The sequence below is a fragment of the Kriegella aquimaris genome (genome assembly GCF_900103215.1).
In the GTDB taxonomy this organism is placed as follows: Bacteria; Bacteroidota; Bacteroidia; order Flavobacteriales; family Flavobacteriaceae; genus Kriegella; species Kriegella aquimaris.
In genome coordinates this window covers 342,405-369,038 of sequence record NZ_FNGV01000003.1, presented here as the reverse complement: position 1 = coordinate 369,038, position 26,634 = coordinate 342,405, and the positions used below count along the sequence as shown (strand labels likewise).

20 protein-coding genes are annotated in these 26,634 nt (G+C 41.1%); 7 read left to right on the top strand and 13 right to left on the bottom strand.

Annotated features, from left to right (window positions below; all coding sequences use genetic code 11):
* Positions 1 to 13: 13 nt before the first annotated feature.
* Together BLS33_RS09390 and BLS33_RS09385 are read left to right on the top strand one after the other, a co-directional pair.
* On the top strand, positions 14 to 1,453 hold the full coding sequence (locus tag BLS33_RS09390; RefSeq protein WP_089887822.1) for a carbon starvation CstA family protein: 1,440 nt from the start codon (positions 14 to 16) through the stop codon (positions 1,451 to 1,453).
* 59 nt (positions 1,454 to 1,512) lie between these two features.
* Positions 1,513 to 4,815 (top strand): VCBS repeat-containing protein, encoded by a 3,303-nt coding sequence (locus BLS33_RS09385; RefSeq protein ID WP_176801362.1) that lies wholly within the window; start codon positions 1,513 to 1,515, stop codon positions 4,813 to 4,815.
* 87 nt (positions 4,816 to 4,902) lie between these two features.
* Here the strand turns inward: BLS33_RS09385 and BLS33_RS09380 are convergent, their stop codons facing one another.
* From BLS33_RS09380 to BLS33_RS09345, 8 genes are all read right to left on the bottom strand, one after another.
* The gene (locus BLS33_RS09380) at positions 4,903 to 5,703 is read right to left on the bottom strand and encodes an anti-sigma factor (protein ID WP_089887818.1); all 801 of its coding nucleotides are present in this window, start codon (positions 5,701 to 5,703) and stop codon (positions 4,903 to 4,905) included.
* A gap of 1 nt (position 5,704) precedes the next feature.
* Positions 5,705 to 6,235, bottom strand: coding sequence for an RNA polymerase sigma factor (locus BLS33_RS09375; protein ID WP_089887816.1), 531 nt, complete (start codon positions 6,233 to 6,235; stop codon positions 5,705 to 5,707).
* A gap of 79 nt (positions 6,236 to 6,314) precedes the next feature.
* Positions 6,315 to 6,902, bottom strand: a complete 588-nt coding sequence (locus BLS33_RS09370) for a superoxide dismutase family protein (RefSeq protein ID WP_089887813.1) — start codon at positions 6,900 to 6,902, stop codon at positions 6,315 to 6,317.
* A 262-nt stretch (positions 6,903 to 7,164) separates the two neighbouring features.
* Positions 7,165 to 7,806, bottom strand: coding sequence for a hypothetical protein (locus BLS33_RS09365; RefSeq protein WP_089887811.1), 642 nt, complete (start codon positions 7,804 to 7,806; stop codon positions 7,165 to 7,167).
* A 125-nt stretch (positions 7,807 to 7,931) separates the two neighbouring features.
* A complete protein-coding gene (locus BLS33_RS09360) occupies positions 7,932 to 9,152 on the bottom strand; it encodes a bifunctional alpha/beta hydrolase/OsmC family protein (protein WP_089887809.1) in 1,221 nt (406 codons plus the stop codon).
* Positions 9,153 to 9,154: 2 nt separating this feature from the next.
* Complete coding sequence (locus tag BLS33_RS09355; protein ID WP_089887807.1) at positions 9,155 to 9,841, bottom strand: DUF2490 domain-containing protein; 687 nt, start codon at positions 9,839 to 9,841, stop codon at positions 9,155 to 9,157.
* A gap of 66 nt (positions 9,842 to 9,907) precedes the next feature.
* Positions 9,908 to 11,275 (bottom strand): amidohydrolase family protein, encoded by a 1,368-nt coding sequence (locus tag BLS33_RS09350; RefSeq protein WP_089887804.1) that lies wholly within the window; start codon positions 11,273 to 11,275, stop codon positions 9,908 to 9,910.
* Positions 11,276 to 11,285: 10 nt separating this feature from the next.
* Positions 11,286 to 11,855: a YdeI/OmpD-associated family protein gene (locus BLS33_RS09345; RefSeq protein ID WP_089887802.1), complete on the bottom strand. Its 570-nt coding sequence runs from the start codon at positions 11,853 to 11,855 to the stop codon at positions 11,286 to 11,288.
* Positions 11,856 to 11,962: 107 nt separating this feature from the next.
* Between BLS33_RS09345 and BLS33_RS09340 the strand changes: the two genes are divergently transcribed.
* Together BLS33_RS09340 and BLS33_RS25295 are read left to right on the top strand one after the other, a co-directional pair.
* A complete protein-coding gene (locus tag BLS33_RS09340) occupies positions 11,963 to 15,001 on the top strand; it encodes a ThuA domain-containing protein (RefSeq protein WP_089887800.1) in 3,039 nt (1,012 codons plus the stop codon).
* 63 nt (positions 15,002 to 15,064) lie between these two features.
* Positions 15,065 to 15,196 (top strand): hypothetical protein, encoded by a 132-nt coding sequence (locus tag BLS33_RS25295; RefSeq protein ID WP_262495066.1) that lies wholly within the window; start codon positions 15,065 to 15,067, stop codon positions 15,194 to 15,196.
* Between the two features lie 169 nt (positions 15,197 to 15,365).
* Here the strand turns inward: BLS33_RS25295 and BLS33_RS09335 are convergent, their stop codons facing one another.
* The gene (locus BLS33_RS09335; protein WP_089887798.1) at positions 15,366 to 16,442 is read right to left on the bottom strand and encodes an HNH endonuclease; all 1,077 of its coding nucleotides are present in this window, start codon (positions 16,440 to 16,442) and stop codon (positions 15,366 to 15,368) included.
* Positions 16,443 to 16,794: 352 nt separating this feature from the next.
* On the opposite strand from BLS33_RS09335, the gene BLS33_RS09330 reads away from it, so the two are divergent.
* On the top strand, positions 16,795 to 17,313 hold the full coding sequence (locus BLS33_RS09330) for a TlpA family protein disulfide reductase (RefSeq protein WP_089887796.1): 519 nt from the start codon (positions 16,795 to 16,797) through the stop codon (positions 17,311 to 17,313).
* Positions 17,310 to 18,011: a thioredoxin family protein gene (locus BLS33_RS09325; RefSeq protein ID WP_089887794.1), complete on the top strand. Its 702-nt coding sequence runs from the start codon at positions 17,310 to 17,312 to the stop codon at positions 18,009 to 18,011. The genes BLS33_RS09330 and BLS33_RS09325 overlap by 4 nt, the downstream gene beginning before the upstream one ends.
* Positions 18,012 to 18,037: 26 nt before the next feature.
* Here BLS33_RS09325 and BLS33_RS09320 read toward each other — a convergent pair whose 3' ends face one another.
* The 4 genes from BLS33_RS09320 to BLS33_RS09305 form a co-directional block, all read right to left on the bottom strand.
* A complete protein-coding gene (locus tag BLS33_RS09320; RefSeq protein ID WP_089887791.1) occupies positions 18,038 to 19,663 on the bottom strand; it encodes a M1 family metallopeptidase in 1,626 nt (541 codons plus the stop codon).
* A gap of 88 nt (positions 19,664 to 19,751) precedes the next feature.
* On the bottom strand, positions 19,752 to 21,083 hold the full coding sequence (locus BLS33_RS09315; RefSeq protein ID WP_089887788.1) for a M28 family peptidase: 1,332 nt from the start codon (positions 21,081 to 21,083) through the stop codon (positions 19,752 to 19,754).
* 41 nt (positions 21,084 to 21,124) lie between these two features.
* The gene (locus tag BLS33_RS09310) at positions 21,125 to 22,288 is read right to left on the bottom strand and encodes an MFS transporter (RefSeq protein ID WP_089887786.1); all 1,164 of its coding nucleotides are present in this window, start codon (positions 22,286 to 22,288) and stop codon (positions 21,125 to 21,127) included.
* A 79-nt stretch (positions 22,289 to 22,367) separates the two neighbouring features.
* Complete coding sequence (locus BLS33_RS09305) at positions 22,368 to 24,581, bottom strand: bifunctional alpha,alpha-trehalose-phosphate synthase (UDP-forming)/trehalose-phosphatase (RefSeq protein WP_089887784.1); 2,214 nt, start codon at positions 24,579 to 24,581, stop codon at positions 22,368 to 22,370.
* A gap of 102 nt (positions 24,582 to 24,683) precedes the next feature.
* On the opposite strand from BLS33_RS09305, the gene BLS33_RS09300 reads away from it, so the two are divergent.
* A complete protein-coding gene (locus BLS33_RS09300) occupies positions 24,684 to 26,483 on the top strand; it encodes a glycoside hydrolase family 15 protein (protein WP_089887782.1) in 1,800 nt (599 codons plus the stop codon).
* Positions 26,484 to 26,634 lie beyond the last annotated feature (151 nt).

Here is a 26,634-nt window from a genome sequence, read left to right as displayed (position 1 = left end):
AGGCCTAAATACCATGATTTCATTTATTATTTCCATACTGGTTTTGATTCTGGGTTATTTCACTTACGGCAAGTTTGTCGAAAAAATATTCGGTGTGGACCAGCAAAGGGAAACTCCGGCAGTTCGTTTAAGGGACGACGTTGATTTTATGCCATTGCCGACATGGCGCATATTTCTTATCCAATTTTTGAATATTGCAGGGTTGGGGCCCATCTTTGGGGCTATCGCCGGTGCTATGTTTGGCCCAGCTGCCTTTTTATGGATTGTTTTAGGGAGTATTTTTGCCGGAGCCGTACATGACTATTTTTCAGGAATGTTGTCGGTGCGCCATGACGGACTTAGTATTAGTGAAGTGGTAGGCATTTACCTTGGTCCCAAAGTTAAACAGGTCATGCGCGTATTCACGGTGGTCTTGTTGATTTTTGTGGGTACGGTATTTCTTATGGGCCCGGCTAAGATAATTGATGGTATGACAGGTGGAATTTGGAACCTCTGGGTATGGGTGAGTATCATTTTAGCTTACTACGTCTTGTCGACCCTACTTCCTATTGATAAATTGATCAGTAAATTATATCCCATTTTCGGGGTGGCCATGCTTTTGATGGCGGTAGGCCTTTTGATTGCTTTGTTTTTTGGAGATTATGCCATTCCCGAGATTGTACCCTCCAATTTAAGGAACATGACTTCCAATCCGGAAGAAACTCCGCTTTTCCCAATTCTTTTTGTCACCATTGCTTGTGGTGCGATTTCAGGTTTTCACGCAACACAGTCCCCTTTAATGGCACGTTGTATGAAGAACGAAAAATTAGGAAGAAAAATATTCTACGGTACGATGGTCACTGAAGGAGTGGTAGCCTTGATTTGGGCGGCGGCGGCGATGACCTTCTTCGGTAATGTAACCGAATTGAACGGCGCGATGTTGGCCAATGGAAATAATGCCGCGTGGGCCGCCAATGAAATATCGTTAAACATGTTAGGTGGTGTTGGCGGAATTTTGGCTCTGTTAGGAATTGTAGCGGCTCCCATAACATCGGGAGATACCGCATTTCGATCGGCTCGCTTAATTTTGGCCGATGTTTTTAAAACTAACCAAAAAAGTATCAAAAGTAGACTGTACATCAGCTTGCCCTTATTTGTAATAGCCTTTGCACTTACACAAATTGACTTTGGAATCATATGGCGCTATTTTGCATGGAGTAATCAGACTTTGGCGACAGTAGTATTGTGGACGATAACGGCCTATCTTATCTATGAGAATAAGGCATATTGGGTAACACTGATACCCGCACTGTTCATGACCATGGTTTGTAGTACTTATATACTTGTGGCTCCAGAGGGTTTTGGACTCGAAAATGATATTGCCTACATAGGTGGTGGCATTACCACAATTGGGGTATTGGTGTTATTTTGGATCTATGCGACCCAACGCAAAAAAGTTCTGGCTTCCATATGAGTAAAAGAAATAAGCTAAATCTATTTCTAGGGTTCCTTCCGTTTTCAATATTCGTCCTTATGTCTTGTTCCGAAAAAAAGGAACAAACCCGGGAAAGTAGCATAAATACACCTTTGTTCACTGTTTTGGATGCCAATGAAACTGGACTCAATTTTGTGAACAAATTGGAAGAATCTACCACGATGAACGGATTCTACTATGAGTACTTTTATAATGGAGGTGGGGTAGGAGTGGCCGATTTTAATAATGATGGGCTTCAAGATGTCTATTTTATCAGCAATCTTCGTACAAACAAATTATACCTGAATCAAGGCGGACTGAAATTTAAGAACGTAAGTGTAAAGGCCAATGCGCAAGGTGATGGCGGTTTTCCCACGGGTGTATCTATAGTTGATATTAATAATGACGGCCTCAAAGATATTTACATCCTTAAATCGGGTCGGTTTGAAACTGACGATTTACTACGAAACGAACTGCTTATTAATACCGGTGTCGATGCCGATGGGGTTCCTGTATTTGAAGAAAAAGCAGCAGTCTATAATTTAGATTTACCGCATTATTCGACCCAAGCTTCTTTTTTTGATTACGATAAAGATGGCGATTTAGATATGTTTTTAATCAACCATAATATTGAAATGTATGGTATCGAAGAGTTGGAGCAGATTGCCCACTATAAATCGGATAAAATCGGAGAAAAACTGTATCGAAATGACAATGGAAAATTTGTCAATGTTACTGAAGATGCGGGAATCATAAGTAATAATATCGGTTTTGGTTTGGGTGTCGCCATTGGTGATGTTAATAATGATGGGTGGCCAGATGTATACACCAGCAACGACTATTACGAAAAAGACCACCTCTACCTAAATAATACGGATGGGACGTTTACTGAAAGTGCCTTGGAGGCCTTTAACCATATTTCTACTTTTTCCATGGGAAACGATATGGCGGATATCGATAACGACGGTTTTTTAGACATTATTTCCTTAGATATGATGGCCGAGGATAATTACACCCAAAAAACAAGTATGAGTGGTATGAACGTGGCCAATTTTTATAAGATCGAAAACTTGGGACTTCACCGGCAGTACATGTACAATACGCTTCAAATAAATAATGGGGTCTCTGCCGGATCGGCGATTCCGGTCTTTTCCGACCTTGCCCAATTGGCCGGCGTATCAAGTACCGATTGGAGTTGGGCGCCGTTACTGTTTGATATGGATAATGATGGCCATAAAGATTTGTTTGTTACCAATGGCATCAAAAGAGATTTTCGAAACAACGACTTTTCAATTTATCTTGAAGAGAAATACCAAGAAAATATTCGTCGGAAGAAAGTTGATCTAGCAAAACATGTAGGTGACCTGTTGGATAAAATGCCCGGTCGTAAAACTAAAAACTACCTTTTTCTTAATGATAAAGATCTTCGTTTCCATCAATTGGAATTGGAACAACCGGCAACCTTTTCCAATGGTGCAGCCTATGCTGATTTTGACAATGATGGTGATTTGGATGTAATTGTAAATAATATTGATGATTTCGCCCATCTTTATCGTAATAATGTCCAAAATACTTCCTATATCGATATTAGTTTAACAGGCCCCCAAGAAAATAAGGACGGTTTAGGAGCACGGGTCGTCGTGTCCGCTGATGGTAAGGAATATTTAGGCGAAAATTATTTTAGCAGGGGTTTTCAGTCGGCAATGGCAGGACCAATGCACTTTGGTTTGAGCAATGTCAAAAATATTGAGACTGTTACGGTTACATGGCCCGACGGAAAACAGCAAATTCTGAAGAACGTAGCAACAAATCAAGTTTTAGATATTGTTTACAAACCTTCGGGAACCCGCGAAATCGATGCCAAAAAACGTAACTTCTTGTTTCACGATGTAACGGAACGTTCAGATATTATTTTCAGGCATAAAGAGAATACCCACAACGATTTTGATGTAGAATCGTTATTGCCCCACAAAATGTCGCAATTCGGACCAGCTCTTTCCGTAGCGGACATAAACGGTGATGGTCTTGAAGATTTTTTCATCGGAGGAGCCATGGGGCAGTCATCGGCACTTTTTCTTCAGTCCAATAGGGGAGAATTTGCCCGAAAGTCTATAAAAGCCTTTGAGAGTGACAAACAACATGAAGACACCGGTTCGCTCTTTTTTGATGCAGATGGGGATGGAGATCAAGATTTATATGTAGTTAGTGGGGGGAACGAAATGGCCCCTGACAATGAATACTATCAAGATCGTTTGTATCTAAATGATGGTTCAGGTAGTTTTAAAAGAGATAAAAAATCACTTCCATTTATAGCCGCAAGCGGCCAAGTAGTCAAGGCAGCCGATTTTGATAAAGATGGCGATTTAGATTTGTTTGTGGGATCTCGGGTACAACCTTTAAATTATGGGGTGCCCGTTAAAAGTTATCTCTTCGAGAATAGGCTTTCCGATGGCGAGGGAAAATTTGTAGATGTTACAGAAAAGCTTTGCCCCGATTTAGTGGAACACGGTATGGTGACCGATGCACTTTGGGCCGATATTGATGATGATGGAAACTTGGAATTGGTAATTGCACAAGAATGGGGAAGTATCGAAATTTTTAAATATACAGCCGGCCAATTCGAAAACAAATCGGAACAATTTGGAGTGGCCGATCAAATTGGCTGGTGGTCGGGCCTTGCCGCCAATGACATCGATAACGATGGTGATATTGATTTGATTGCAGGTAATCTAGGGCTCAATTATAAGTACAAGGCTTCTGAGAGTGCCCCCTTTCATTTGTATGTAAACGATTTCGATAAAAATGATTCCAATGATATTGTTTTGGGTTATGAGCAAGATAGTGCTTTGTATCCTTTAAGAGGAAGAGAATGTACATCGAACCAGATGCCATTTATTAAAAAGAAGTTTAAAACCTACGACGCATTCGCCAAAGCCGAGCTGAAGGAAGTATATGGTGATGGGTTGGAAAACTCCCTACACCGCGCCGCCAATAATTTTGCTAGTTGTATTCTTGAAAACAAGAACAATACATCCTTCGAATTCAAACCGCTACCGAACAGAGCTCAAATTTCCTCGGTGAATAAGATATTGGTAACGGATAACGATAATACGAAGAAAGACCTTATACTATTAGGAAATTTATATGCCTCCGAAGTGGAAACTCCAAGAAACGATGCGAGCTATGGGCTCTACTTGACAAACAATGGAAGTCTGGAATTTAAGGCGGTTCCGTCGTCTAAATCTGGGCTATATGTTCGGGGCGATGTTCGCGGAGCTTCATTTATCGCTTTGGGCGACGCTAAAAAGAAGGGTCTCTTGATTGCTAGGAATGATGATACGGTAATGTTACTGCAAATGTAATCTATCATTTGACTACAGTTCTAAAATAAAAATGGGCGGTGTGTTTAAAACATACCGCCCATTTTTATGATATAATAAACACCCGCTTTACGAGGAGGAAACTACCCCGAGCGTATACAACTGTTCAAGCGTGGGTGATTCGCTTCCGCCAGCGGGTTCAAGGGTGATTCCGAAAGCTTCGGTATCGTTGGGATTGGCCAAGGCGAAAACTTTGTTTTCGTCCGAAACAAAATCCACCAAAAGTCCCATACTTGTTGGGATGAGCGGGTCTAATTTTAAGGACCAGACTTGGTAAACGAAACCATCGGGTGGTTCGGGCAAGCCTTTTGCATCGATATAAACTTTTTCTTCCGACTTGTTCCAATAAGCTTTTGCGTAAGATTCAGGAGCGACTTCCTGACCTCCTAAAGCAACTACAGTACCGTTTTGGTCTCGAAGCGTTTCGAGCAATTCTTGAGACTTCTCAAGCGATGAATATGAATCTGCTATTTGCTGTTCTAACTGGCTATTGGTCTGATTTACAACTTTTATTTGAGATTTCAGGTCTTGATTTTGGGTATACATCCATACGAGTCCTGCAATCAATAAAAGTGAAGCGGCCCAACCGACATACCATATTGGGTTCACTTCTTTTTTAGGCATTTGAACTACCTCGGTTTCGGTATCCCCAATTGCCAATTTTCTTTTGACACCGTCGAAACCATCAACAAGACCGGGTGATAGGGTTTTGGTCACGGCTAAAATTGAACCCTCGATTTCTTCGATTTCTTGTTTTATCTTGGGATACTTTTGAGCATTATTATATACCTCCAAATTCTCTTCCTCAGAAAGCGACCCGGCTACGTAAAGCTCTAAAACACCTGATGCTATGTATTTTTCTTCATCCATGTTACAACTGCATATTTTTCCTGAGTTGTGAAATGCAACTTCTATTTCTAGTTTTCACCGTTCCCAAGGGTATCTCCAATTTTTCGGAGGCTTCCTTTTGAGTAAAACCTTTAAAATATAGCACATCAATTAGCTGTATACATTTTTCCTTAAGGCCTTTGATCAATTTGGTGAGACCAATACTGTCAATTGAACTATCGACGGCACTGTCGTCTGCCACTATACTTACGAAGTAATCGGCGGATAGGTTTTTTTTACTGTTCTTATAGGATTTTGATCGCACTTCATCGATAGCAGCATTTCGTGCAATATTCAAAACCCAGGTAAAAAAGCGTCCTTTGGAAGAGTTGTAGCTTTCTGCGTTGTTCCATACTTTCACAAAAACATCTTGACAAATTTCTTCGGCGAGGTCATTATTACGTACAATCGTATTGATGACTCCACATATGTTTTCGGAATACATGCCATATAATTTTTCAAAGGCGGATAAATCCTTTTGTTGAAGGCGTTCCACTAAGGGTTCTAGGTCCATATAGAATATTAGGATTGTTTTATATATAGAAAATAGCGGCTTTTTAGACCGCTATTTTTTCAATTGTTAGTATTCCGAACTATTGAATTATGCCGGTACAACTTATTCGTGTACCTGCGTCACCGCTAGGTTGTGAAGTATAGTCATCTACACCATCGTGCACAATGACCGCCTTACCAACAATGTTCTTGGTATTATCATCACAGCCGATACACCATTGATTCGTTTCAAATTCAACAGTAGCATTACCGTCGGCATCTGCTGTAAAATTACCTATGTCACCTCTGTGATACCCTTCAGAAGCGCCCCATTTTCCATGAGGTTCATTGGTGGGGTTCCAATGTCCGCCGGTCGATTTTCCGTCATCCGATGAGCAGTCTGCTTTTTCATGAATATGAATGGCATGTTCACCTGCACTAAGTCCCGATAACTCAGCTATCATTTTAACGTTCCCATTTTCTTCGGTAAAATTGACCATGCCCTTGACACTACTGCCACTTTTGGGTTCCATAGAAAATTGTAAAGCCTCGGTATTGACAGCTTCTTTCATTTCATTCATGTTCTGCTCCGTTTCACCGGTTGCTTCTTTAGTCTCCTTTTTTTGGTCTTTGCAGTTGTAGGATAGACTCACCATCAATGCAATGACCCATATATTTACACTTCTCATCTCTTAGATTTTTTGATTAATACTAAAATTACCAATTATTTTAGGCGATATCAAATTCGGAAATGATATGCGTTATCTTTCACTTGCATTGCGTTAAAAATGATGGTTAGGAATAGAAAAATCCCTGTTTTCGACATAAATCAAAAACGGGGATTTCTTTCTTGAAAGTTATTTCCTATAGTATGTACAGACTTCTCAGGAAACCTATGAATCGGGTTCTAAATGAGAAAGAAAGTATCTAAGGTATCGCAAATAAGGGGAATCAGTTTTTTTCCAAAAGCACATCTGCCTTTACAGCAACTTCACTCCATGTCTTGCTAACACCATCTTTACCGGTATGCAGCGCTTCACAAGCCTTATTAATGGAGGCAACGGCATCTAAGGCGTCCCAATTCTCCAAGTTCATTACTCCGGCGAATGAAAAGTTGTTGTCATCGATAACCGTTCGGTCCAAAGGAATATTTCCCGTCTGTCCGTTTAGCGTAACATCGATTGAGTATTTGTCATCTCCTGAAACCTTGAAAACACCTGAAATGAGTTCAGTATCATTCATTACTCCGAAGAAGAACTCCAAAATTTTGGGATCCCTCGTTCCAGTTGCGTCATTGGTAAATAAACTGCTAACGGGAATACTGAATTTGGTGCCATTTAAGGCTTCCATTGCCGTGCCGCCTTCAGTGGATTCCGTAATGTTTATTGTGGTAAACTTGCCACCAACAGGAAGTTTTTCAGTGGTCTTGTAGGCGGTGAAACTAACTTTAGTCGAATCTTTGACCAAATTGAATTTTTCCGAGGATGCTGCCTGAACCTCTGTGGCTTCTCCCTCTTGTCCCTTCTTTGCATCTTTACAACTTACTCCGGTAAATAAAAGTAAACCCAAACATGCAAAAGCTAATTTTTTCATGATATTTTATTTTAAAAATTTAGGGATAAAGTTACATATAAAATGCCACCTCGAACAATGCTTAAAATGAATTATTCTAAAATTTTAAGAGACCTTTTACTTCCACTTCCATTAGAAATACGCCACTATTCGTTCAAGAGCGAAGTGATGACCCTCGTTTCACTATGTAATGTTTTGTGAACTGGACACTTATTGGCAATTTCCAAAATACGCTTGATCTGTTTTTCATCCAAATTAGAGGTCAATTTTATGGCTCTTTTGAAAGTGTCTATTTTCGCATTCGGGTTTTCACAATCAAGACAATCTTCAGCATGCTCTTTACTATAAGAGGTATGTACTTCAACGTTGTCGATTTGCCATTCTTTCCGTTTCGCATACATTTGGATGGTCATGGCTGTACAGGCAGAAAGACCGGCAGAGACAAATTCATAGGGTGATGGCCCAAATTCGTTACCCCCAACATCGCTGGGTTCGTCGGCCAGCATATAATGATCGCCAACTTTCATTTGAGTGGTGAATCCGTCTTCGGCATCGAGACTTGCAACAACCTGATGTTTGGTGTTCGGTTCCTTTTTAGGGGAATCTATGTCGAGGTACCGTTGTGCCCAATTTGCTATAACTTTACCTACGTAAATAGAATCTTCTTTTTTCATCAAAAGATGGTCGGCCCCATCTAGCGAAACAAAACTTTTGGGATGGTGGGCGGCAACATAGATTTCTTCCGCATTTTTAATTCCGACGATATCGTCTTGAGGCGAATGCATTATTAACAATGCCTTTCGCAATTTTTTTACAGTTTCGGGCAGGGGTTTGGCTTCCAAATCATCTAAGAACTGCTTTTTTATGGTGAAATCACGTCCGCTTAGGTTAATCGATGCTTTTCCCTTCGACTCTATTTCATCAATACTACTTTTAAGTAAATGTCTAACGTGCGCGGGCGTAGCGGGCGCTCCAATGGTGGCTACTGCCTTTACGGATGGTATTTCCGAGGCTGCGAAGATCACAGCGGCTCCCCCTAATGAATGTCCGACTAAAAGTGTGGGGGCACGGAAGTTTTGCGCCAGATAATCAGCGGCAACGACGAGATCTTCTACGTTACCTGAAAAATTGGTGTCCGCAAAATCGCCTTCGCTTTCGCCAAGACCGGTGAAATCGAAACGTAAAACGCCAAAGCCATTGGAAGTCAACTCTTTTCCGATATTCCGTATGGCCGAAAGGTTTTTGTTGCAGGTAAAACAATGGGCAAACAAAACAAAATTATGAGGGTGTTGATCAACCGGTAGCTCTAGCCGACCGACAAGTGTTTCGCCTTCTTTATTTTTAAAGGTAACTTTTTGTAAGCTCATGTTTATTCTTTTTTGAATATAGCTCTTAAGTCGGGATTATATACAACTCCTATCTGTAAACGGTCAAAATTTGCGTTTGGGAAATGGTTTTTCATATAACCGACCTGAGCACTAAGGTTCTTAGTAACGTTGATTCCCAAAGCCCCATACAATCGATTTTGTCCGAATATGTCGTCTTGCAGGTTTAGAAAAATTTCGTCATAAAAATTTAAAAAGAAAATGTCTGTCAGGGGTAGGGTCAACTGAAGTCGGTATCGCGCCCTATGCTGCGTGTCTGTTCTATCGCCAAAATCGATAAAGCGTTGCTCCAGTCGGTACCGGTGCTCGAAAAGAAATTCCCCTACCTTATTTTTTAGAATGAACTGTTCAAAAATTCGATGCTCTTTACTGTTCTCTTCGTCGGCAAACTCTTCAAAGGTTCCATCGGTGGTTATATGCCCATACCCAAGCGTTGCAATAGCATTTGAATTGATATGATAGTTAAGCCCCGTTCGTAGCAGCAATTGGTTAAAATTCTTTCCGTTTTCATAATAGCGCAATTGTGCTTCGGTGTGTATGCTCCAATTGTCGGATACCTTGTTGGTTCCGAAATACATATGCCAAGAACCCAATGAATTTTCACCCGTTTCTTGGGCGCTAATATAAAAAGATGAACAAAGAAGGATAAAGACTAATAAGCTTCGAATCATAGCAATTTTTTTAAGATTTTGCCTAAATATACCAAAAACCTAAAAAACGAATTTTCGAACGAATGCTTATTTCGTGTTAGCTATGGAGGCCAGTCTTTTTTCGATGGTTTCCTTACTTATCCATTTTCCGCCGAGCATGACACCTGAAATATGTTTTAAGGCATTTAAATCTTCCAATGGATTGGCATTGACCAAAATAAAATCGGCGGCCATTCCTTCTTTGATTTGGCCAAAGGTATCCTCCTTACCGAAATACGTAGCAGGATTTAGGGTTCCTGACTGAATAATTTCCAAAGGTGTGAGTCCTGAACGCTGCATACCTGCAATTTCATGATGTATCGAAAAACCGGGAACATTGAATAATTGTGGGGCATCGGAGCCGAGTAGCATACCATGTCCGTTAGCTTGGAGCGCTTTTATCAACTGTTGTCGAATGGTAATGAATGTTTGCCACGTATCTTTATCAAACCCATTTTTTTCGTCGGTAGACTGATTTTTGCGGCGTTTCCAATCCTCTAAAGTAGCTGCTGGCATGTATTTCATTTCCGGTTGTTTTAGCAAATCGTCGGCCGAAATGGGAGCAAACCATCTCTCGAACAGACTTTGGGTGGGCACGATCCAAACCTCGTTGTCTTTTGCCAGCTGTACCAATTCGTCAATTTTTGTGGTGTTTGCCAAGGAGGTAAAGCTATAGCCAAAGAATCCGTTTTCCGTAGGTTTTACAGCTGCCGATTCGGGTACGAGTCCCTCTAAAAATCCATCAACATGGTCGATAGAGGCATATTTGCTTTCAAGGGCATGGCGAATGCCGACATCCACGGGAACGTGGCCCGCAAAGGGAATGCCCACTTCATTGGCCGTTTTTACAATTTGGTCAAAGACCTCTCGTTTTATGCCGGGATGTATTTTTAAAAAATCATAGCCTTCTTTTTGATAGGCCGTCACCTTTTCAATGGCTTCTTCTTGGGTCGTTACCGAATTACCGTTTAGAGAAGGACTGGAGGTGAAAATTCGCGGACTCAAAATTTCGCCGTTTTTGGCTTTTTCGCGCAACTCTAAATGGTTAGGGTCGCCAAGCATGCCTCTAATGGTGGTAATGCCGTTCGAGAGGTATAAAAAAAGAACATCTTCGGTGCGTTGGGCCGAAGTCGGTGGCTGCGGAATATGGGCGTGCATTTCGGCTAGACCGGGAATTATATATTTGCCCTGCCCATCAATTTGAGTTGAAAACTTGTCGGCATTTTCGACCTGTCGGGTTATTTCCTTTATTTTTCCAGAGTCGATAACGAATTGGTGGTCTTTCAATATATCACCGTTCGTTACATCAATAATGGCAACGTTGGTGATTAATGTGGCCGTGTCACTAACCGTAGTTTTATTCTGGTTACAGGCTAAAAACGTTAGCATTGACAAACAAATAATATAGTTTTTCATGATAATGGTTTTAATTGCGTGATTTTATATTCTCGGCACAGCACTTCACAATTTCTGAAATGCGTTTCTTTCTTGTAGCTTCCCGTTTGGCTTGGTGCAACCAATACAAATAGCTTTTTTGATTGCTCCAGCTGAAGTTTTGATAATTTGAAAAGGCAATTGGGTTAGCATCGAAAGCCGCTTGCAAATCGGTCGGTAAAATACCGTTTTCGACATCATCAAGTGCTGCCCATGACCCATCATTTTTGGCATCATCGATTTTGGCCAAACCGCTTTCGTGCATGAAATCGTTGGCTATCAATTCTTCAATATGGGTTTTGTTTACTTTGCTCCAAGCACTTTTTGTATTACGCTGGCAGAAGTACTGTCGCCGTTTGCCGTCTCCTAAACTTTTGACCGTGCTGTCGATCCAACCATAACATAGTGCAACCTTTACGGCTTCTTCCCAGCGCATACTGTCTTTTTCATGATCTACTTTGTAAAATATCAAGTATACCCCCTTGTGGTTATTGTGGTTTTCGTGCAGCCAATTACGCCATTCGGTATCGGTTTTAAAATAGAGCACGGGCATTTCGTTCATCACGACAAATTTTATCTAAAGCTCATGTTTGGTCAATAGCACAAACATTGCTTACATTTATAAGCTTGGATTTTTAAGGATTAAATAAAGATAAAATATTTACTTTGATGAGGAAGATTTTTTTGTTGACAGTTACTGCTATTGCTCTTGTATTTACTGCTGCTTGCACCGATAAGACAAAAAGGGAGGGAAAGCCTAAAGTGTTGGTTTTTTCAAAGACCATGGGATTCAAACACGCTTCGATTCCGAAAGGAATGGCCGCTTTACAAAAGCTAGGTGCCGCGAACGGATTTGAAGTAGACACCACAAAAAATGCCGAACTTTTCAACGAAGATAACCTGAAGCAGTATTCCGCTATCGTATTTCTAAATACGACGGGCAATGTACTAGATGCGCAACAGGAAGCCGCTTTTGAACGGTATATGCAGGCCGGAGGTGGCTTTGTAGGTATTCATGCGGCAACGGATACCGAATACGATTGGGGCTGGTACAACAAATTGGTCGGGGCCTATTTCTTGAGCCATCCTGCCGGTACGCCCGAAGCCGATTTTGTGATTAAGGATAAAAACTTTGCGGCGACCAGCTTTTTTACGGATTCTATCTGGCACCGAACAGATGAGTTATACAACTTCAAAAAAATCAATCCGGATGTCAACATTTTGATGACCGTTGATGAATCGACCTATGAAGGAGGTAAGAATGGTGATTTTCATCCGATGAGCTGGTACCATGAGTATGATGGGGGTCGTGCTTTTTATACGGCAGCCGGGCATACCGATGAGTGCTATACCGAAGAAAACTTCTTAAAGCATGTTTTGGGCGGTATTCAATATGCGATAGGTGAAAATAAAAACTTAAACTATGAAAAGGCGATAACTCAAATACCACCCGATGTCGATCGTTTTTCGAAAAAGGTATTGGTCAATGGTGAATTTTTTGAGCCTACCGAAATGGCGGTGCTTCCCAACAACGACATATTGGTTTCCCAGAGACGGGGTGAAATAGTGCATTACGATGCTGCAACCAAAGAATTGAAAGAAGTTGCAAAGCTCGATGTGTATCACAAAACGCTGAACACACCTGGCGTGAATGCCGAGGAGGGATTGATGGGACTTCAAAAAGACCCCGATTTTGCGAATAATCACTGGATTTACGCCTATTACGCTCCTACAGGTGACAAATGGGTAAACCGTTTGTCCCGTTTTAAATTTATCGATAACAATTTCGATCTGGCTTCGGAGCAAGTGATTTTAGAAGTGGACAGTCAACGTGAAATTTGCTGTCATACAGGGGGTTCCATAGCTTTCGGACCCGACAATATGTTGTATTTGTCGACTGGCGATAATTCAACACCTTTCAATGAAAAAGGAGCCAAATATGTCAATAATGGCTTTGCACCTCTGAATGATCTACCTGGTAAAGAGCAGTACGATGCACGACGATCTTCAGGTAATACGAATGATTTAAGAGGAAAAATTCTTCGCATAAAAGTAAATGAAGACGGAAGTTATGCTATTCCCGAAGGCAATTTGTTTCCCGAAGGTACCGCTAAAACACGTCCTGAAATATTTACGATGGGCCACCGAAATCCGTATCGTATTTCCGTTGACCCTAAAAAAGGTTGGGTATATTGGGGCGATGTCGGACCTGACGCACGCGAGAATAAATGGGATACCCGTGGAACTCGGGGCTATGACGAAATGAACCAGGCCCGGGAAGCCGGAAATTTTGGTTGGCCGTTGTTCGTAGGCGGTAATTATGCGTACCGTGACTATGATTATGCGACGGGAGAGTCCGGTGATTTCTTCGACCCCGAACATCCGATCAACGATTCAAAAAACAATACGGGACTTACCGAACTTCCACCCGCGCAACCGGCGTATGTGTATTATCCATACGTTGAGACCCCCGATTTCCCACAAGTGAAAACAGGAGGTAGAAATGCAATGGCCGGTCCGACGTATTATTCCGATATGTACCCCAATGGCGGAACTTTGCCCGCGTATTACAATGAAAAAGTTATTATTTACGATTGGATCCGTGGTTGGATGATGGCCGTAACCCTGTTTGAAGACGGTACTTTTAATAAAATGGAGCCTTTTGGATCCGATATCGACCTAAACAACCTGATCGATATGGAAATGGGCCCCGATGGTACGGTTTATCTTTTGGAATATGGTAGCGGTTGGTTTTCACAAAATGATGATTCCGCATTAAGCTATATCGAATACAACGCCGGAAATCGACCTCCATTGATCGATAATATTATTGTGGACCATACAGCGGGTAAATTACCGTTGAATGTTACCGCCAAGGTCGAGGCTCGTGATCGTGAGGATGATGCGATTACCTACCTCTGGGACTTTGGTAACGGGGAGACCAAGGAAACATCGACTCCCGAGGTATCCTATTCGTACACCGAAGCGGGCGATTATAAAATTTCGGTAGAAGCCAAAGATGCTAAGAAGGCAACGACCAAAAGCGAGATTGTTTCCGTGGTTGCCGGAAATTCACGACCTGAAGTTGCAATTGATTTAAAAGGAGGGGATTCTTCCTTTTTTCAAGAAAATGTTCCTGTGGCGTATGCGGTTTCGGTGACCGATGCAGATGGCAGCGCGATAGACCAAAAGAATATTTTTGTCTCCGTCGATTATATGGAAAGTCTTGACGAAGTCAACAAATCGTTGGGGCACCAACAGGTTTCGGCCGCGATTACAGGCAAAGCGCTTACCCAAGGAATGGATTGCAAGACCTGCCATAAGGAAAATGAAAAGTCCATTGGGCCCAAGTATGTCGATGTAGCGAACAAATATCAAAAGGATAGAAAGGCGAAAGCATACCTGCAAAAGAAAATTGCCAATGGGGGTAGCGGCGTATGGGGCGAGGTAACGATGCCTGCACACCCGAATATTACTAAAGACGAAACCCGACAGATTACCGAATATATCATGTCATTGGCAAGCAATTCGGCCAAAGAGAAGTCGTTGCCCGTTGCCGGAACCATTCGTCCCAAACCAACAAAAGACGCCAATGTAATGGTGCTTACGGCCAGCTATACCGATAATGGGGAAGAAGGAACCATGCCGCTGACAGGGGTAAAATCAATTGTTCTAAAGAAAAATGAGGACAAGCCGCAGGGCAAATAGTCGATAGTTATTTACGACTTAAATAGCGGTAGGCTGATTTTATCGTCTCAGGTATAGCCGACGATGGCCGAAAGCGGTTCCGATTTCGATTGGGCAAGCAAGTTGCCCCGTTTGGGCACAAGTGCACAAACGGGTATGCTTTTGGGGGCTAAAAAATTAATCGGGAAATACGATACATATCGCTTGGATAACTAAAGAGCTGTCGGACCTATGTTGAAAGATGTGGTTTCTATAGCTGAGAGTTATGCAACATTTGAAACAATCAAAATGAGAAAGATAAAAAAGTAAAAATCACAGGATTTTGGGGAGACAAAACAGTTACTCTAAATTCCAATTATCATTGTCAGACGTCTACACTATTTACTTAATTGAAATCTAGTTTAGGTAGAAATCGGATTTTCTCATCCATTTCTTCTGGTTTTTCTACAAATTTATTTTTTTCAACATCCTCAATTACTGATTCGATTTTTAGTTTTATAGAACCATTTGTTGAATAACCTCGTGCCAGAAATTGCCAATCAATAATTACTTCTTTTGTATCTGGTTTTACTCTAAAGCAAATATCATCAATAAGAACTGAATCCTTTTGGACCAAAACATTGGAATTGGGTTCAAATTCACCTTTGCCATCTCTATCAAACAAAACATTATAACTGTATTCATGTAAATCATAAAAAGTACGCTTTTTATTTACAGAGTCTATACTAGACGCATTAATAAAAGTAAGATAAACTTTATAGTCCTCTAGAACTTCGTCACCGATATTTGACAATTTAAGTGACAAAACACAGTTGCTTAGATTTATTTCTGTTCTACTACTAAAGTTAATTAAACCTGGTGCACTATGAACAATTGGTTGACAATCTTTATTTTTTTCTATATCATCAAGTTCAATTTTATCTTCATTTAAAAAATCTATATAATCGTCGTAGGTTTCGATTTTGTTTAAAAATTGAATGGAATATGGACTAAAAGGGTCATTTTTCTTTTTAAAATCAATAAGGAATTCCATTGGATCTTTTCCCAAAAGCTCATAGGTTCTTTTGTGTAAATTTCTGTCATTATAAATCGTCACTTCTTTTACAAAAACTGGTTTAAAAACTCCATCAAAATCACTATCCTGAAAACTCAACTTGACCAACTCAACCTTTGGTGGTTGAATATTATTATCTTGAACTTTCTGAAACCATCTTGTTTTATGTTTTCTTAGCTCTTCAGGAGAAAATTTTAATCCCTTTGGATGTTTAGGGTTATAATGACCAGCATCGCAATGACAATCAAAACATAATGGAATAGCGTTTTCAAAAGTATCTTCTCCACCTTTCTCCTTTGGATGGATATGGTGTATTTCCATTTTAAGTCTTACAGGTCTATTACAAACGCAACAGTGCCTTGCACATAAAACTAAAAGTTCATCTTTTATTTCCTTTGAAAAGCCCATTGACCAAAAATACAAATAAATACAAAAGTAACATCGGGCAAAAGGTGACCGCCAGGCACGCCATTAATTAGATGCCAAACTGATTCGTATACCCCACTTTAAGAGGCTTTTTTGTGTCTGGCCAAAGATGAAATCCTAATTTTCTATGCTTTTCAATTAATTACGAACAAGCTCGATAAATGTAATGGTCTGCTGGCAAGCCCTATAATCTTCTTTTTTTATATAAAAAATACAATCAATGATAAAGGGCAAGATGCAAGCTCCTGTGACTTTCCCTGAAATTAGCAGTCTATCCATTAAACCTTTTGCAAAAGCATTCGTCTTAACACTACAATATAATAGCAAATAGCTGATGTATAAAATTAGTGTATTTCTGATTTCTTTTCTATTGCTGGGTTTTACAGATCAAAGCGATTCAGCTATAGCACAGAAGAACTTAAGTACGGCAGAGATTCCTATCTATGACTTTGAATCTCTAGAACCTTTGTTATATACGAAAACCAACAAAACCCATATCATTAATTTTTGGGCCATGTGGTGCGCGCCTTGCGTAAAAGAGTTACCCGTTTTTGAACAGTATCAAAAAGACCATCCAGAAGTAGAAATGCTGTTGGTAAGTCTCGATTTTCCCGAAGATATTGAAGCAAAACTAAAACCTTTTTTAAAGAAAAAAGGCATCACTACAAACGTGGTCGTATTAGATGATCCCGATGCCAATAGCTGGATAGACAAAATTGACCCCAATTGGTCGGGTGCAATTCCGTTTACCATAATTTTTAATAATAAAGAACGCGCCTTTTACGAGCGTGCTTTTGAAAATAGTGAAGATTTAAAACAAGAAATCAATAATACAATACATCCAAAAAAATGATCAAAAAAAGTAATATCGCTTTAGTCGCACTGTTCCTGTTATGTGGTTTTTTATCCACTACAACTATAAACGCCCAAGACAGAAAAGGGCCACCGCCAAATGGCGAACGCAAAGGGCCTCGAGGTGGTGGTCACAACCCAGAACAAACCAAAACCTTAGATGAAATCGGAGGCTATAAAATTGAGGAAGTTGCCACGGACTTTAAACTTAAAAATGTTGACGGTTCGATGTTTTCGTTGTCGGATATTAAAGATGCCAAGGGGTACATTGTAGTCTTCACTTGTAATGAATGCCCTTTTGCCAAAATGTATGAAGATCGCTTAATTGCAATTCATAATGAATATGCCCCAAAGGGGTATGCTGTGGTTGCCATTAACCCCAATGTAAGTGAAGGTAATGAAAGGGAAAGTCTTGAGGCCATGCAAAAAAGAGCCAAAGAAAAGAAGTTTCCGTTTGTATATTTAGCGGATGAAAAACACGAGGTATTCCCAAAATATGGTGCCGTACGAACGCCGCATGTTTTTCTGCTAGACCAAGATAGAAAAGTACAGTATATCGGTACCATAGACGACAACGCACGATCTGCCGCCGATGCAAAGGTCAATTATCTTGAAAACGCCATACAGGCACTTCAAAAAGGGGAGAAGCCCGAAATTACTTTTACCAAGGCTATCGGGTGTCCGGTGAAAGCGATTTAAAACACGTTAAGGTTTTACACGAAATCTTATAGTTTCCTTGTTTTGATATAAAAATTACGATCGACGGTAAAGGTCGATGAATCACCTATCAATTTTTCGGTTTTCCATTCCGAAGTAGGGCTGAGCCATTGCGGTTTTTCGTCTACAAAAACCCGAATGGGAATAGCAAAACCGGATACAGCATCCGTGTAGCGGTAGCTTACCGAGTTACCCTCGATTTTATATTCTAAAAAAGGAATTTGATTCGTGCGTAGGTATTGATCAAAGAAAACGGAAAGGTCTTGCCCTAATTGTTCACTGATGTAATTTTCTATTTGCTCGGTCGTGACGGTTTGATGGTAAAATTCTTTGTTGAGTCCGCGTAACGTCTGTCGCCATTTTTCGTCATCATCGGCCAGCTGTCGTAGGGTATGTATCATATTCGCCCCTTTGTAATACATATCGCCAGAGCCTTCCGCATTTACGTTATATGTTCCTATGATGGGTTTGTCGTTAACGATATTCTTTCGGGTTCCGATAACATAATCCGACGCGGCCTCTTTTCCATAATAGTAATCTACGAATAGGTTTTCCGAGTAGGCCGTAAAACTCTCGTGGATCCACATGTCGGCAACGTCTTTATAGGTAATATTGTTGGCAAACCATTCATGCCCGGACTCGTGTATGATGATAAAATCAAATTTTAGGCCCCAACCGGTACCCGAAAGATCTCTGCCCAAATAACCGTTTTTATATTGGTTGCCATAGGTTATCGAACTCTGGTGTTCCATACCCAAATAAGGCACTTCTACCAATTTATACCCGTCTTTATAAAAAGGGTAGGGGCCAAACCAATGTTCAAAAGCCTTCATCATTTTTTTGGCATCTAGAAACTGCTTATGAGCCTTATCGAAATTTTGGGGAAGCACATAATAGTCCATCGTCAAAGGGCCGGCTTCCCCTTGATATAGTTCATCGAAATGGGCATAGTTCGCAATATTTACGTTGACTCCGTAATTGTTGATCGGGTTTGCCACAAACCAATGGTAGGTTTTGGTATCGTTGTTTTCTTCTATGCTTCTGAGTCTTCCGTTAGAGACATCCATAAGGTTTTTGGGCACGGTCACACTAATGGCCATGCTATCGACTTCGTCGTACATATGATCTTTGTTGGGCCACCATACACTGGCGCCCAAGCCTTGACAAGAGGTGGCGACAAAAGGTTTGCCGGTACTGTCTTCTTTCCATGAAAATCCACCATCCCAAGGGGCCCGTACCGCTTCTTTGGGGTGACCGGAATAGTGTACGACCACTTCGTTGAATGCTCCTTTTTGCTGGGGTTTTTCCAGTTGTATAAAATGGGCATTTCCGTTAGACCGTACTTTTAACGTCTTTCCATCTTGAGTAACCTTTTCAATGTTTAGCGGAGGTTGCAAATCGACTTGAAGTACTTTGTTTTCCTCTAAAACCTTATACCGAATGGTATTGCTGCCTGAAATAAACTTTTCGTCGGGTTTTACTTCTATATCGAGGTGATAGTAATTAAGGTCCCACCAGGCACGTTCTGGGGTAATACTACCCCGTAAGGTATCTTGTTCGGTAAAAGTTTGACCAAAGGAGGTTATAGAGAGTCCAACGGTCATTATACAGGCAACGAATACTTTCCTTTTCATATCATTCAATTTCAAAAGCGCAATCTATCTTTTATATAAGGACCAAATTCCAAAGAATAATTGGAATTTGGAATTTTTTTATCAGGATTTACCGAAAAATTCCATTGGGAAAGACCACCGGACTTTCAAATCCGTCTTTTCCGACGGAGGCTACTCCAAAAAAGAAATTATCAATAACCACGCCAGTCAGGGTGTGTTCGGAGACATCACCAACATATCGACTATGGTCCCAAGTCGGTGCCGTCGTATCACGCCAGTATATTTTATAGCCAACGGCACCGTGGACTTTGCTCCATTGCATTTTGGCTGCAGGTGCTACGATACCGCCAATTTTTACTTCTCTTGGGGCTGGTGGTGCCCAAGCAAGGGATGCCAAATTAATGGCGTTGACCGCAGTCAGTTTTTTGGCATATGCAAAATTCACATGTTCGAGCACATCACCGTAATTGATTCCGTTTTCAAAACGAATGTCTTGGTGTTGCTGGGTATAATTTTCGTGGGCTTCCATGATTCGAATTCCTGCAAAACCGGCATCGTTGAAAGGCCGATGGTGTCCGCCACGACCGAAGCGATCCAACCGATATATTAGCATGGGGTTCATTTCTGGCATGTAAGTTTGAGTGTTTTTATGCACATAGCGGGCGAGTTGACGGGAAATACCATCGACCTCGCCGCCATAAAATCGTCTGGCCATCCGTTCTTTATCGGTTTCGGTCGGGGGAACTGGTTCTGAAAAGATTCGAAAATCGACATTACTGACGATGCCGTCGACCCCCGAAATATTCCCGATCATGTCGTTATTGAAAATGCCGATAATATCCCAACCTTTTTCTTTGGCGTAGGTTGCCAACCCTTGACCGCCATAAAGGCCTTGTTCCTCACCCGATAGTCCGACGTAGATGATACTGTTTTCGAATTGGTATTTTGAGAGTACCCTTGCGGCTTCGATGGTTCCGGCCATTCCACTGGCGTTGTCATTGGCTCCGGGCGAATCGGAAGTAAAATTGTTGGCGTCGCTGACACGTGAGTCGATATCCCCGCTCATAATAATAAAGCGATTGGGGTAGGTTGTACCGCGTTGAATAGCGACCACATTGACGATTTCGACATCTTTTACGATGCGGTCACTATCGCCCTTTTTTATAAAATTCTTTTGATAGAAAACTTCCAAACAATTATTACAAGTAGTAGCTATATTTTCAAATTCGGACTTTATCCACCTCCGTGCGGCACCAATGCCCCGAGTTTGCGAAATTGTATCGCTTAGCGTATGGCGGGTGCCAAAGTTCGCTAGTTTGGTCACATCTTCTTTAATACGTTCTTCCGAAACAGCGTCGATAATGTCATAGATACGAGAATCGGTTTGAGACCAAATTGTAGTGGCTATAAGAATGGCAAAGAGGGTAGTCAATTTTTTCATTTTCCGAAGTGGTTTAGTACTGCCAAATATCATAAATAAAGCTAGTTGTTTTTCTTCAATAGATTGGCAACCCCCAATGCTGGTCCCAATGTTAAAATCAAAAAGATACAACTCGGATTGATTTTTTCTGCACTAAAGGATACTAGTTGAATACTAACAATACTTATGGCAAACCCGATACAGTTGACCAAGGTCAACCCCGTACCTTTTAGTTCAGGAGGCACCGCAGAAGCTACCAAGTTGGAAAATTGAGGCGAATCGGCGGTTACGGCCATTCCCCATAAACACCATCCAACGAGAAAAACATACGGAGGGAGTTGAAACAATAGGGGAGATAGCAAACAAAATAAACCCGAAACGAGCAATGCGCTGGTTGCGACTTTATAACTTCCTAGTCGCTCGGATAGTAAGCCGCCCAGAACACAAGAGAGTCCACCCAATGCTATGGTAATGCCTGTCCATAAAGGGACGGACAGTGAAGCCTCGTTGAGAATATTGAATGTTTGAACGGCTAAGGGCGTAAAGGCCCAAAAGGCGTACAATTCCCACATATGACCAAAATAGCCGAGCGCTGCCTTTCGGAATCCTACAATTTTAAAAAGTGCCGGCCCCGCCTTCAGTTGCAGTTGTGTGGCGGGTTTTCTGAATGGACCGTTGGGTACCAATATCCAAAGTAAAAGTCCGCCAAATAGAGCAAGTCCGGAGGTAGCTTTGATAATGAGCGTATAATCATTGCCCCATGTGGTACCGCCCATCAAATACGGGAAAGCCGTGCCAAAAACCAGTGCCCCTACGAGGAAGCCCAAAGCTTTTCCAAGGCCCGATTTGTAATAATCTGCCGCAATTTTCATTCCTACGGGATAAATTCCAGCTAAGAAAAAACCGGTGCCAAATCGGCCCACCACTAAAAGCGAGGTCGTAACATTATTAGCTAAAAGTAAAAGGTTGCAGACAGATGCCAGCAATGCACAGACCATAAAGACGCGCGACGGGGAATAGCGGTCGGCAATCATCAAAAGTGCGAAAACCAAGGTGCCAATTATAAACCCAAAATTAACCGACGATAGTACATGGCCTACGATTTCGGCACCCAATCCTGTTTTTATAGCAAGTTCGTCTACTATCGCATTGCCCGCAAACCATAAAGAGGTACATGCAAATTGAGATATGATAATAATGGGCAGAATATGGGGTCTTCGTTTCAATTCAAGATTCCTCGAGTGTTTAAATGATCATTGTAACTATATATCTATCTTGAGGACACATGCCCGTAACCGTATTATTTTATTTCAGCTTTGCAAAACGGTCTAAAAGCTCTCGAACTTTCTCAGTATTCTCGACATAATATTTAGCAGAGGTTTTTTGTCTGCCGACCTTCACCGTCACCGTACTTTCAGGTAGTTCTTGAAACATGAATTCATCCGTCCAATCATCGCCAATCGCAAAAACGAAATCATAATCACCTTCGCCAAGAACGCGCACCGAAGCGCGACCTTTGTTGACATTGCTACTTTTAACCTCCATTACCTTATTTCCGTTGAGCACACTAAGATCATCGGTACCTATCAAACTGGTCAATACTTCCGATAGCTCTGTGGCCCTCAGACTTCCGAAATCGGGATCTGTTTTTCGGTAATGCCAGGCAAGCGAGTAATTTTTTTCTTCGATAAAGCTTCCTGGGGTACGGTCAACAAAAGATTCCAATACGGGACGTATTTTTACCATCCAGTCGTTTTTTACATTCTCTAACAGGTGGAAGTCTTCCCCACCTTGTGAAATCCATACGCCGTGTTCCACGATCATATTATATTTTTTCGGGAGAAACCATTTGGAAAAGGTTTCCTTATCACGGCCACTGATCAAATAAGCATCCGTGTTCGGTTGATTACTTAAAATATCTAGCAATTTATAAAGTTCTTCATCGGGACTCGCTTTCTGGGGGTCGTTGTGAAACCCTGCCAAGGTGCCATCATAGTCAAGAAACAATAGTCTTTTCTTGGCTTTTGAATAATCTTCTAAAATGGAATTCAATCGGTTGTCCGTCAATCTTTTTGAGATATTCTCAGCATCCCTTTCCTTTTGTGCTTTCAACGAAGTCATAAAACTATTGGCCCATTTTTCCACATTGTATCGCTCGAGCCGATTTTGCAGAAGCTCGTTTCTTGCTTGTTGTTCTTCCTTGGGCATATTAATGGCTTCGTATAATGCATCGGCGATTTGTTCGAAGTTGTTCGGGTTTATTAAAAGTGCCTCGTTCATTTCATTTGCAGATCCGGCCATTTCACTTAAAATAAGTACTCCGGTCTTATCTGTACGGGTGGCAATGTATTCTTTGGCGACGAGGTTCATACCATCGCGTAAAGGGGTAAGCCAAGCGATATCGCTCGAGGTATAGAGATCAATGAGGTTGTCGAACGGCATGGATCGGTAGAAATACCAAATGGGTGTCCAGCTTACCGTAGAAAATTCACCGTTGATACGCCCTACCAGTTCGTCGATTTCTCTTTTCAATAATTGATACTGTGGTACATTGGAACGTGAGGGAACGGCCAAAATAATCAGTCTGACCTTTTCTTTGTACTGCGGGTACTTATTTAAAAAATATTCAAAGGCATACAATCTTTTTGCGATTCCTTTAGAATAATCTAACCGGTCTATCGATAAAAAAAACTTTGCTTCGGGATCGGATTGTTTATGGGTGTTCAGACGTTGTTGTAGTTCAGATTGCTGTGAGGCAGGCTTTTGGGAGTGCTCTTTTGCGGCATCGCTGAATTTTTTATAATCAATACCCATGGGGAAAGAATCGACCTTGATGACCCTATTATCGAGATAGATTTCGTTAAAACTCACTTCAAGGCCCAAAAGCCTTCGAACTGAACTTAGAAAGTGTCGTTCATAATCATAGATGTGGAAACCGATAAGGTCTGAACCCAATAATCCCCTGAGAATTTCTTCACGCCAGGGCAAGGTTCGAAAAATTTCAAAAGAAGGAAAAGGTATGTGCAAAAAGAAGCCTATCGAAATATTAGGGCGTTTTTCCCGAACCATTTGGGGTACTAGCATCAATTGATAGTCATGTACCCAAATAATATCATCATCTTCGGCCTTTTCCAAAATGGCATCGGCAAATTTCTGGTTTACTGCCTTGTAGGTGGTCCAGCTATCCAGTTCAAACTCGGAGTACTCCAAGAAATAATGAAAAAGCGGCCAAATGGTTCGATTACTAAAACCAAAATAGAAGCCTTCAACTTCTTCTTTAGTCAAATTTACTTTAGAAGAACCATGTTCCGCAAGGGCCTTATCAATTTTTGGAACCAATTCTTCGGGAATCTCCTCGTCGGTAAGTCCGCTCCACCCGATCCACACACTATCACTTCCTGAATGAACCGATTTCATCCCGGTCGCCAACCCGCCAACACTTGGCACTGCGGTGATGCTGCCATTGCTAATTTGTAATTGAACGGGGAGTCTATTTGAGATTATGATAGTTTTGCCCATAAATAGTAGATTTTACTTGGTTTTGAATATTATTTCTCTAAATTTCGTTAAAACAAAGGGTAAAAACAATTGTAAAAGTAATTGCGTTAAGATTTTTATTAAATGGATAATTTAGACTACGGTATTATAGGGAATTGTAGAAGTGCGGCATTAATTTCAAAAACTGGTGGGATTGAATGGTGCTGTTTGCCCGAATTCGATTCGTCCTCTGTTTTTGCCAAGTTATTGGACGAAGAGATTGGTGGAAGTTTTGAAATTCTCGTTGATGATTCTTATTCGATTACCCAACGCTATAAAAAGAATACCGCACTATTGATTACGAAGTTCTCCGATGGCGAGAATACTTTTGAAATTTGTGATTTCATGCCGCGTTACCACAAAGAGATAGGTGGTCATCATTCCCCACCGGAGATTATTAGATATGTGAAGTATATTTCGGGCAAGCCCAAGTTTCGTATTCTTTATAATCCGAAGTTGGAATATGCCTTAGGAGAAACAAACTCCTATATCAAACATAATTTCGTAGCGAGCCTGACCCAAGCGGAAAAATTCGACACGATTTTTCTATATACCTCTTTTAACAAGAATGCCGTTATGGAAGGACGTGAAATCGAGCTGGATGACGATGGCTATTTCCTGCTTGGTTATAACGAAAAGATATTTTTGCCTTCGACCAAAAAAATATACCTTGAAATGGAGCGTACCAAGGTATATTGGCTCAATTGGAGCAATAAAACGCCTGCCTATCGAAAATATAATGCCGAAATAAGGCGAAGCGCAATTACGCTGAAACTGTTGAGTTACGACAAAACAGGCGCTGTATTGGCCGCCCCTACGACTTCATTGCCCGAAACCATTGGGGAAGTACGAAATTGGGACTATCGTTTCTGTTGGATACGTGATGCGTCAATGGTGGTCAAGGTCATATCGGAACTTGGCCATAAAAATGTGGCCAGACGCTACTTGCAATTTATTATCGACCTTGTTCCCGATAAAGATGAAAAGCTGCAAATCATGTATGGGATCAATAAGGAGAAAAAACTGACCGAAGAGACACTAGCGCATTTAAGCGGTTATAAAGGCTCGAAACCGGTGCGTGTAGGTAATGCGGCCTATGCCCAAAAACAGAACGATATTTACGGTATTTTAATGGATGTAATCTACGAACAGTTGATGAAGTTCAGTACCGATATTGAAAATGGCGAAGAATTATGGACGATTACCAAAGGTATTGTTTGGATTGTATCAAAGCATTGGAAAGAAGCAGATAAGGGTATTTGGGAGTTTCGTACCGAAGACCGCCACTTTACTTTTTCGAAGGTATTATGCTGGGTGGCATTGGATAGGGCTATTAAGGTGGCACGAATTTTTAAGAAAACCCATAAACTTGAAAAATGGACCAAACTTGAGCAAGAGATAAAAGCGGATATTCATGACAATGCATGGAACCCAGAGGTCAATGCTTTTGTGCAGTCTTACGGCTCGTCACATCTGGATGCCTCGGTACTTTTAATGCAATCTTATGGCTTTATACCTGCTAAGGATCCTAAGTTCGTTGGTACTGTAAAGGCGATAGAACGGGAATTGAGCAATGACGGACTTCTTTACCGTTATAAGAACGAAGATGATTTCGGTTTGCCCTCTTCTTCTTTTACAATTTGCACCTTCTGGTTCATCAACAGTCTTTTCAAGATAGGAGAGGAAGAAAAGGCAATGGCCCATTTTGATAAACTTTTAAGCTACAGTAATCATTTAGGCCTCTTTAGTGAAGATATCGATTTTAAGACCAAAAGACTTTTAGGGAATTTTCCTCAAGCCTATTCACATTTGGCCTTGATCGAATGTGCCATTAATTTTTCTAAAAAGAATAGCGAAGAGACGATATTGGAATCATTGCGATAGGGATTGGTTCGAACGAAGAGAGGAGAGGATAAACCCATCTTTTCAAATGTGGATGGGGCCATACAATTTTTGATCAATATAATATGCATATAAATAAAAACCGCCCAATGTAAGGGCGGTTTTTTTCTGTCGAGACAGAATAGTTACTCTG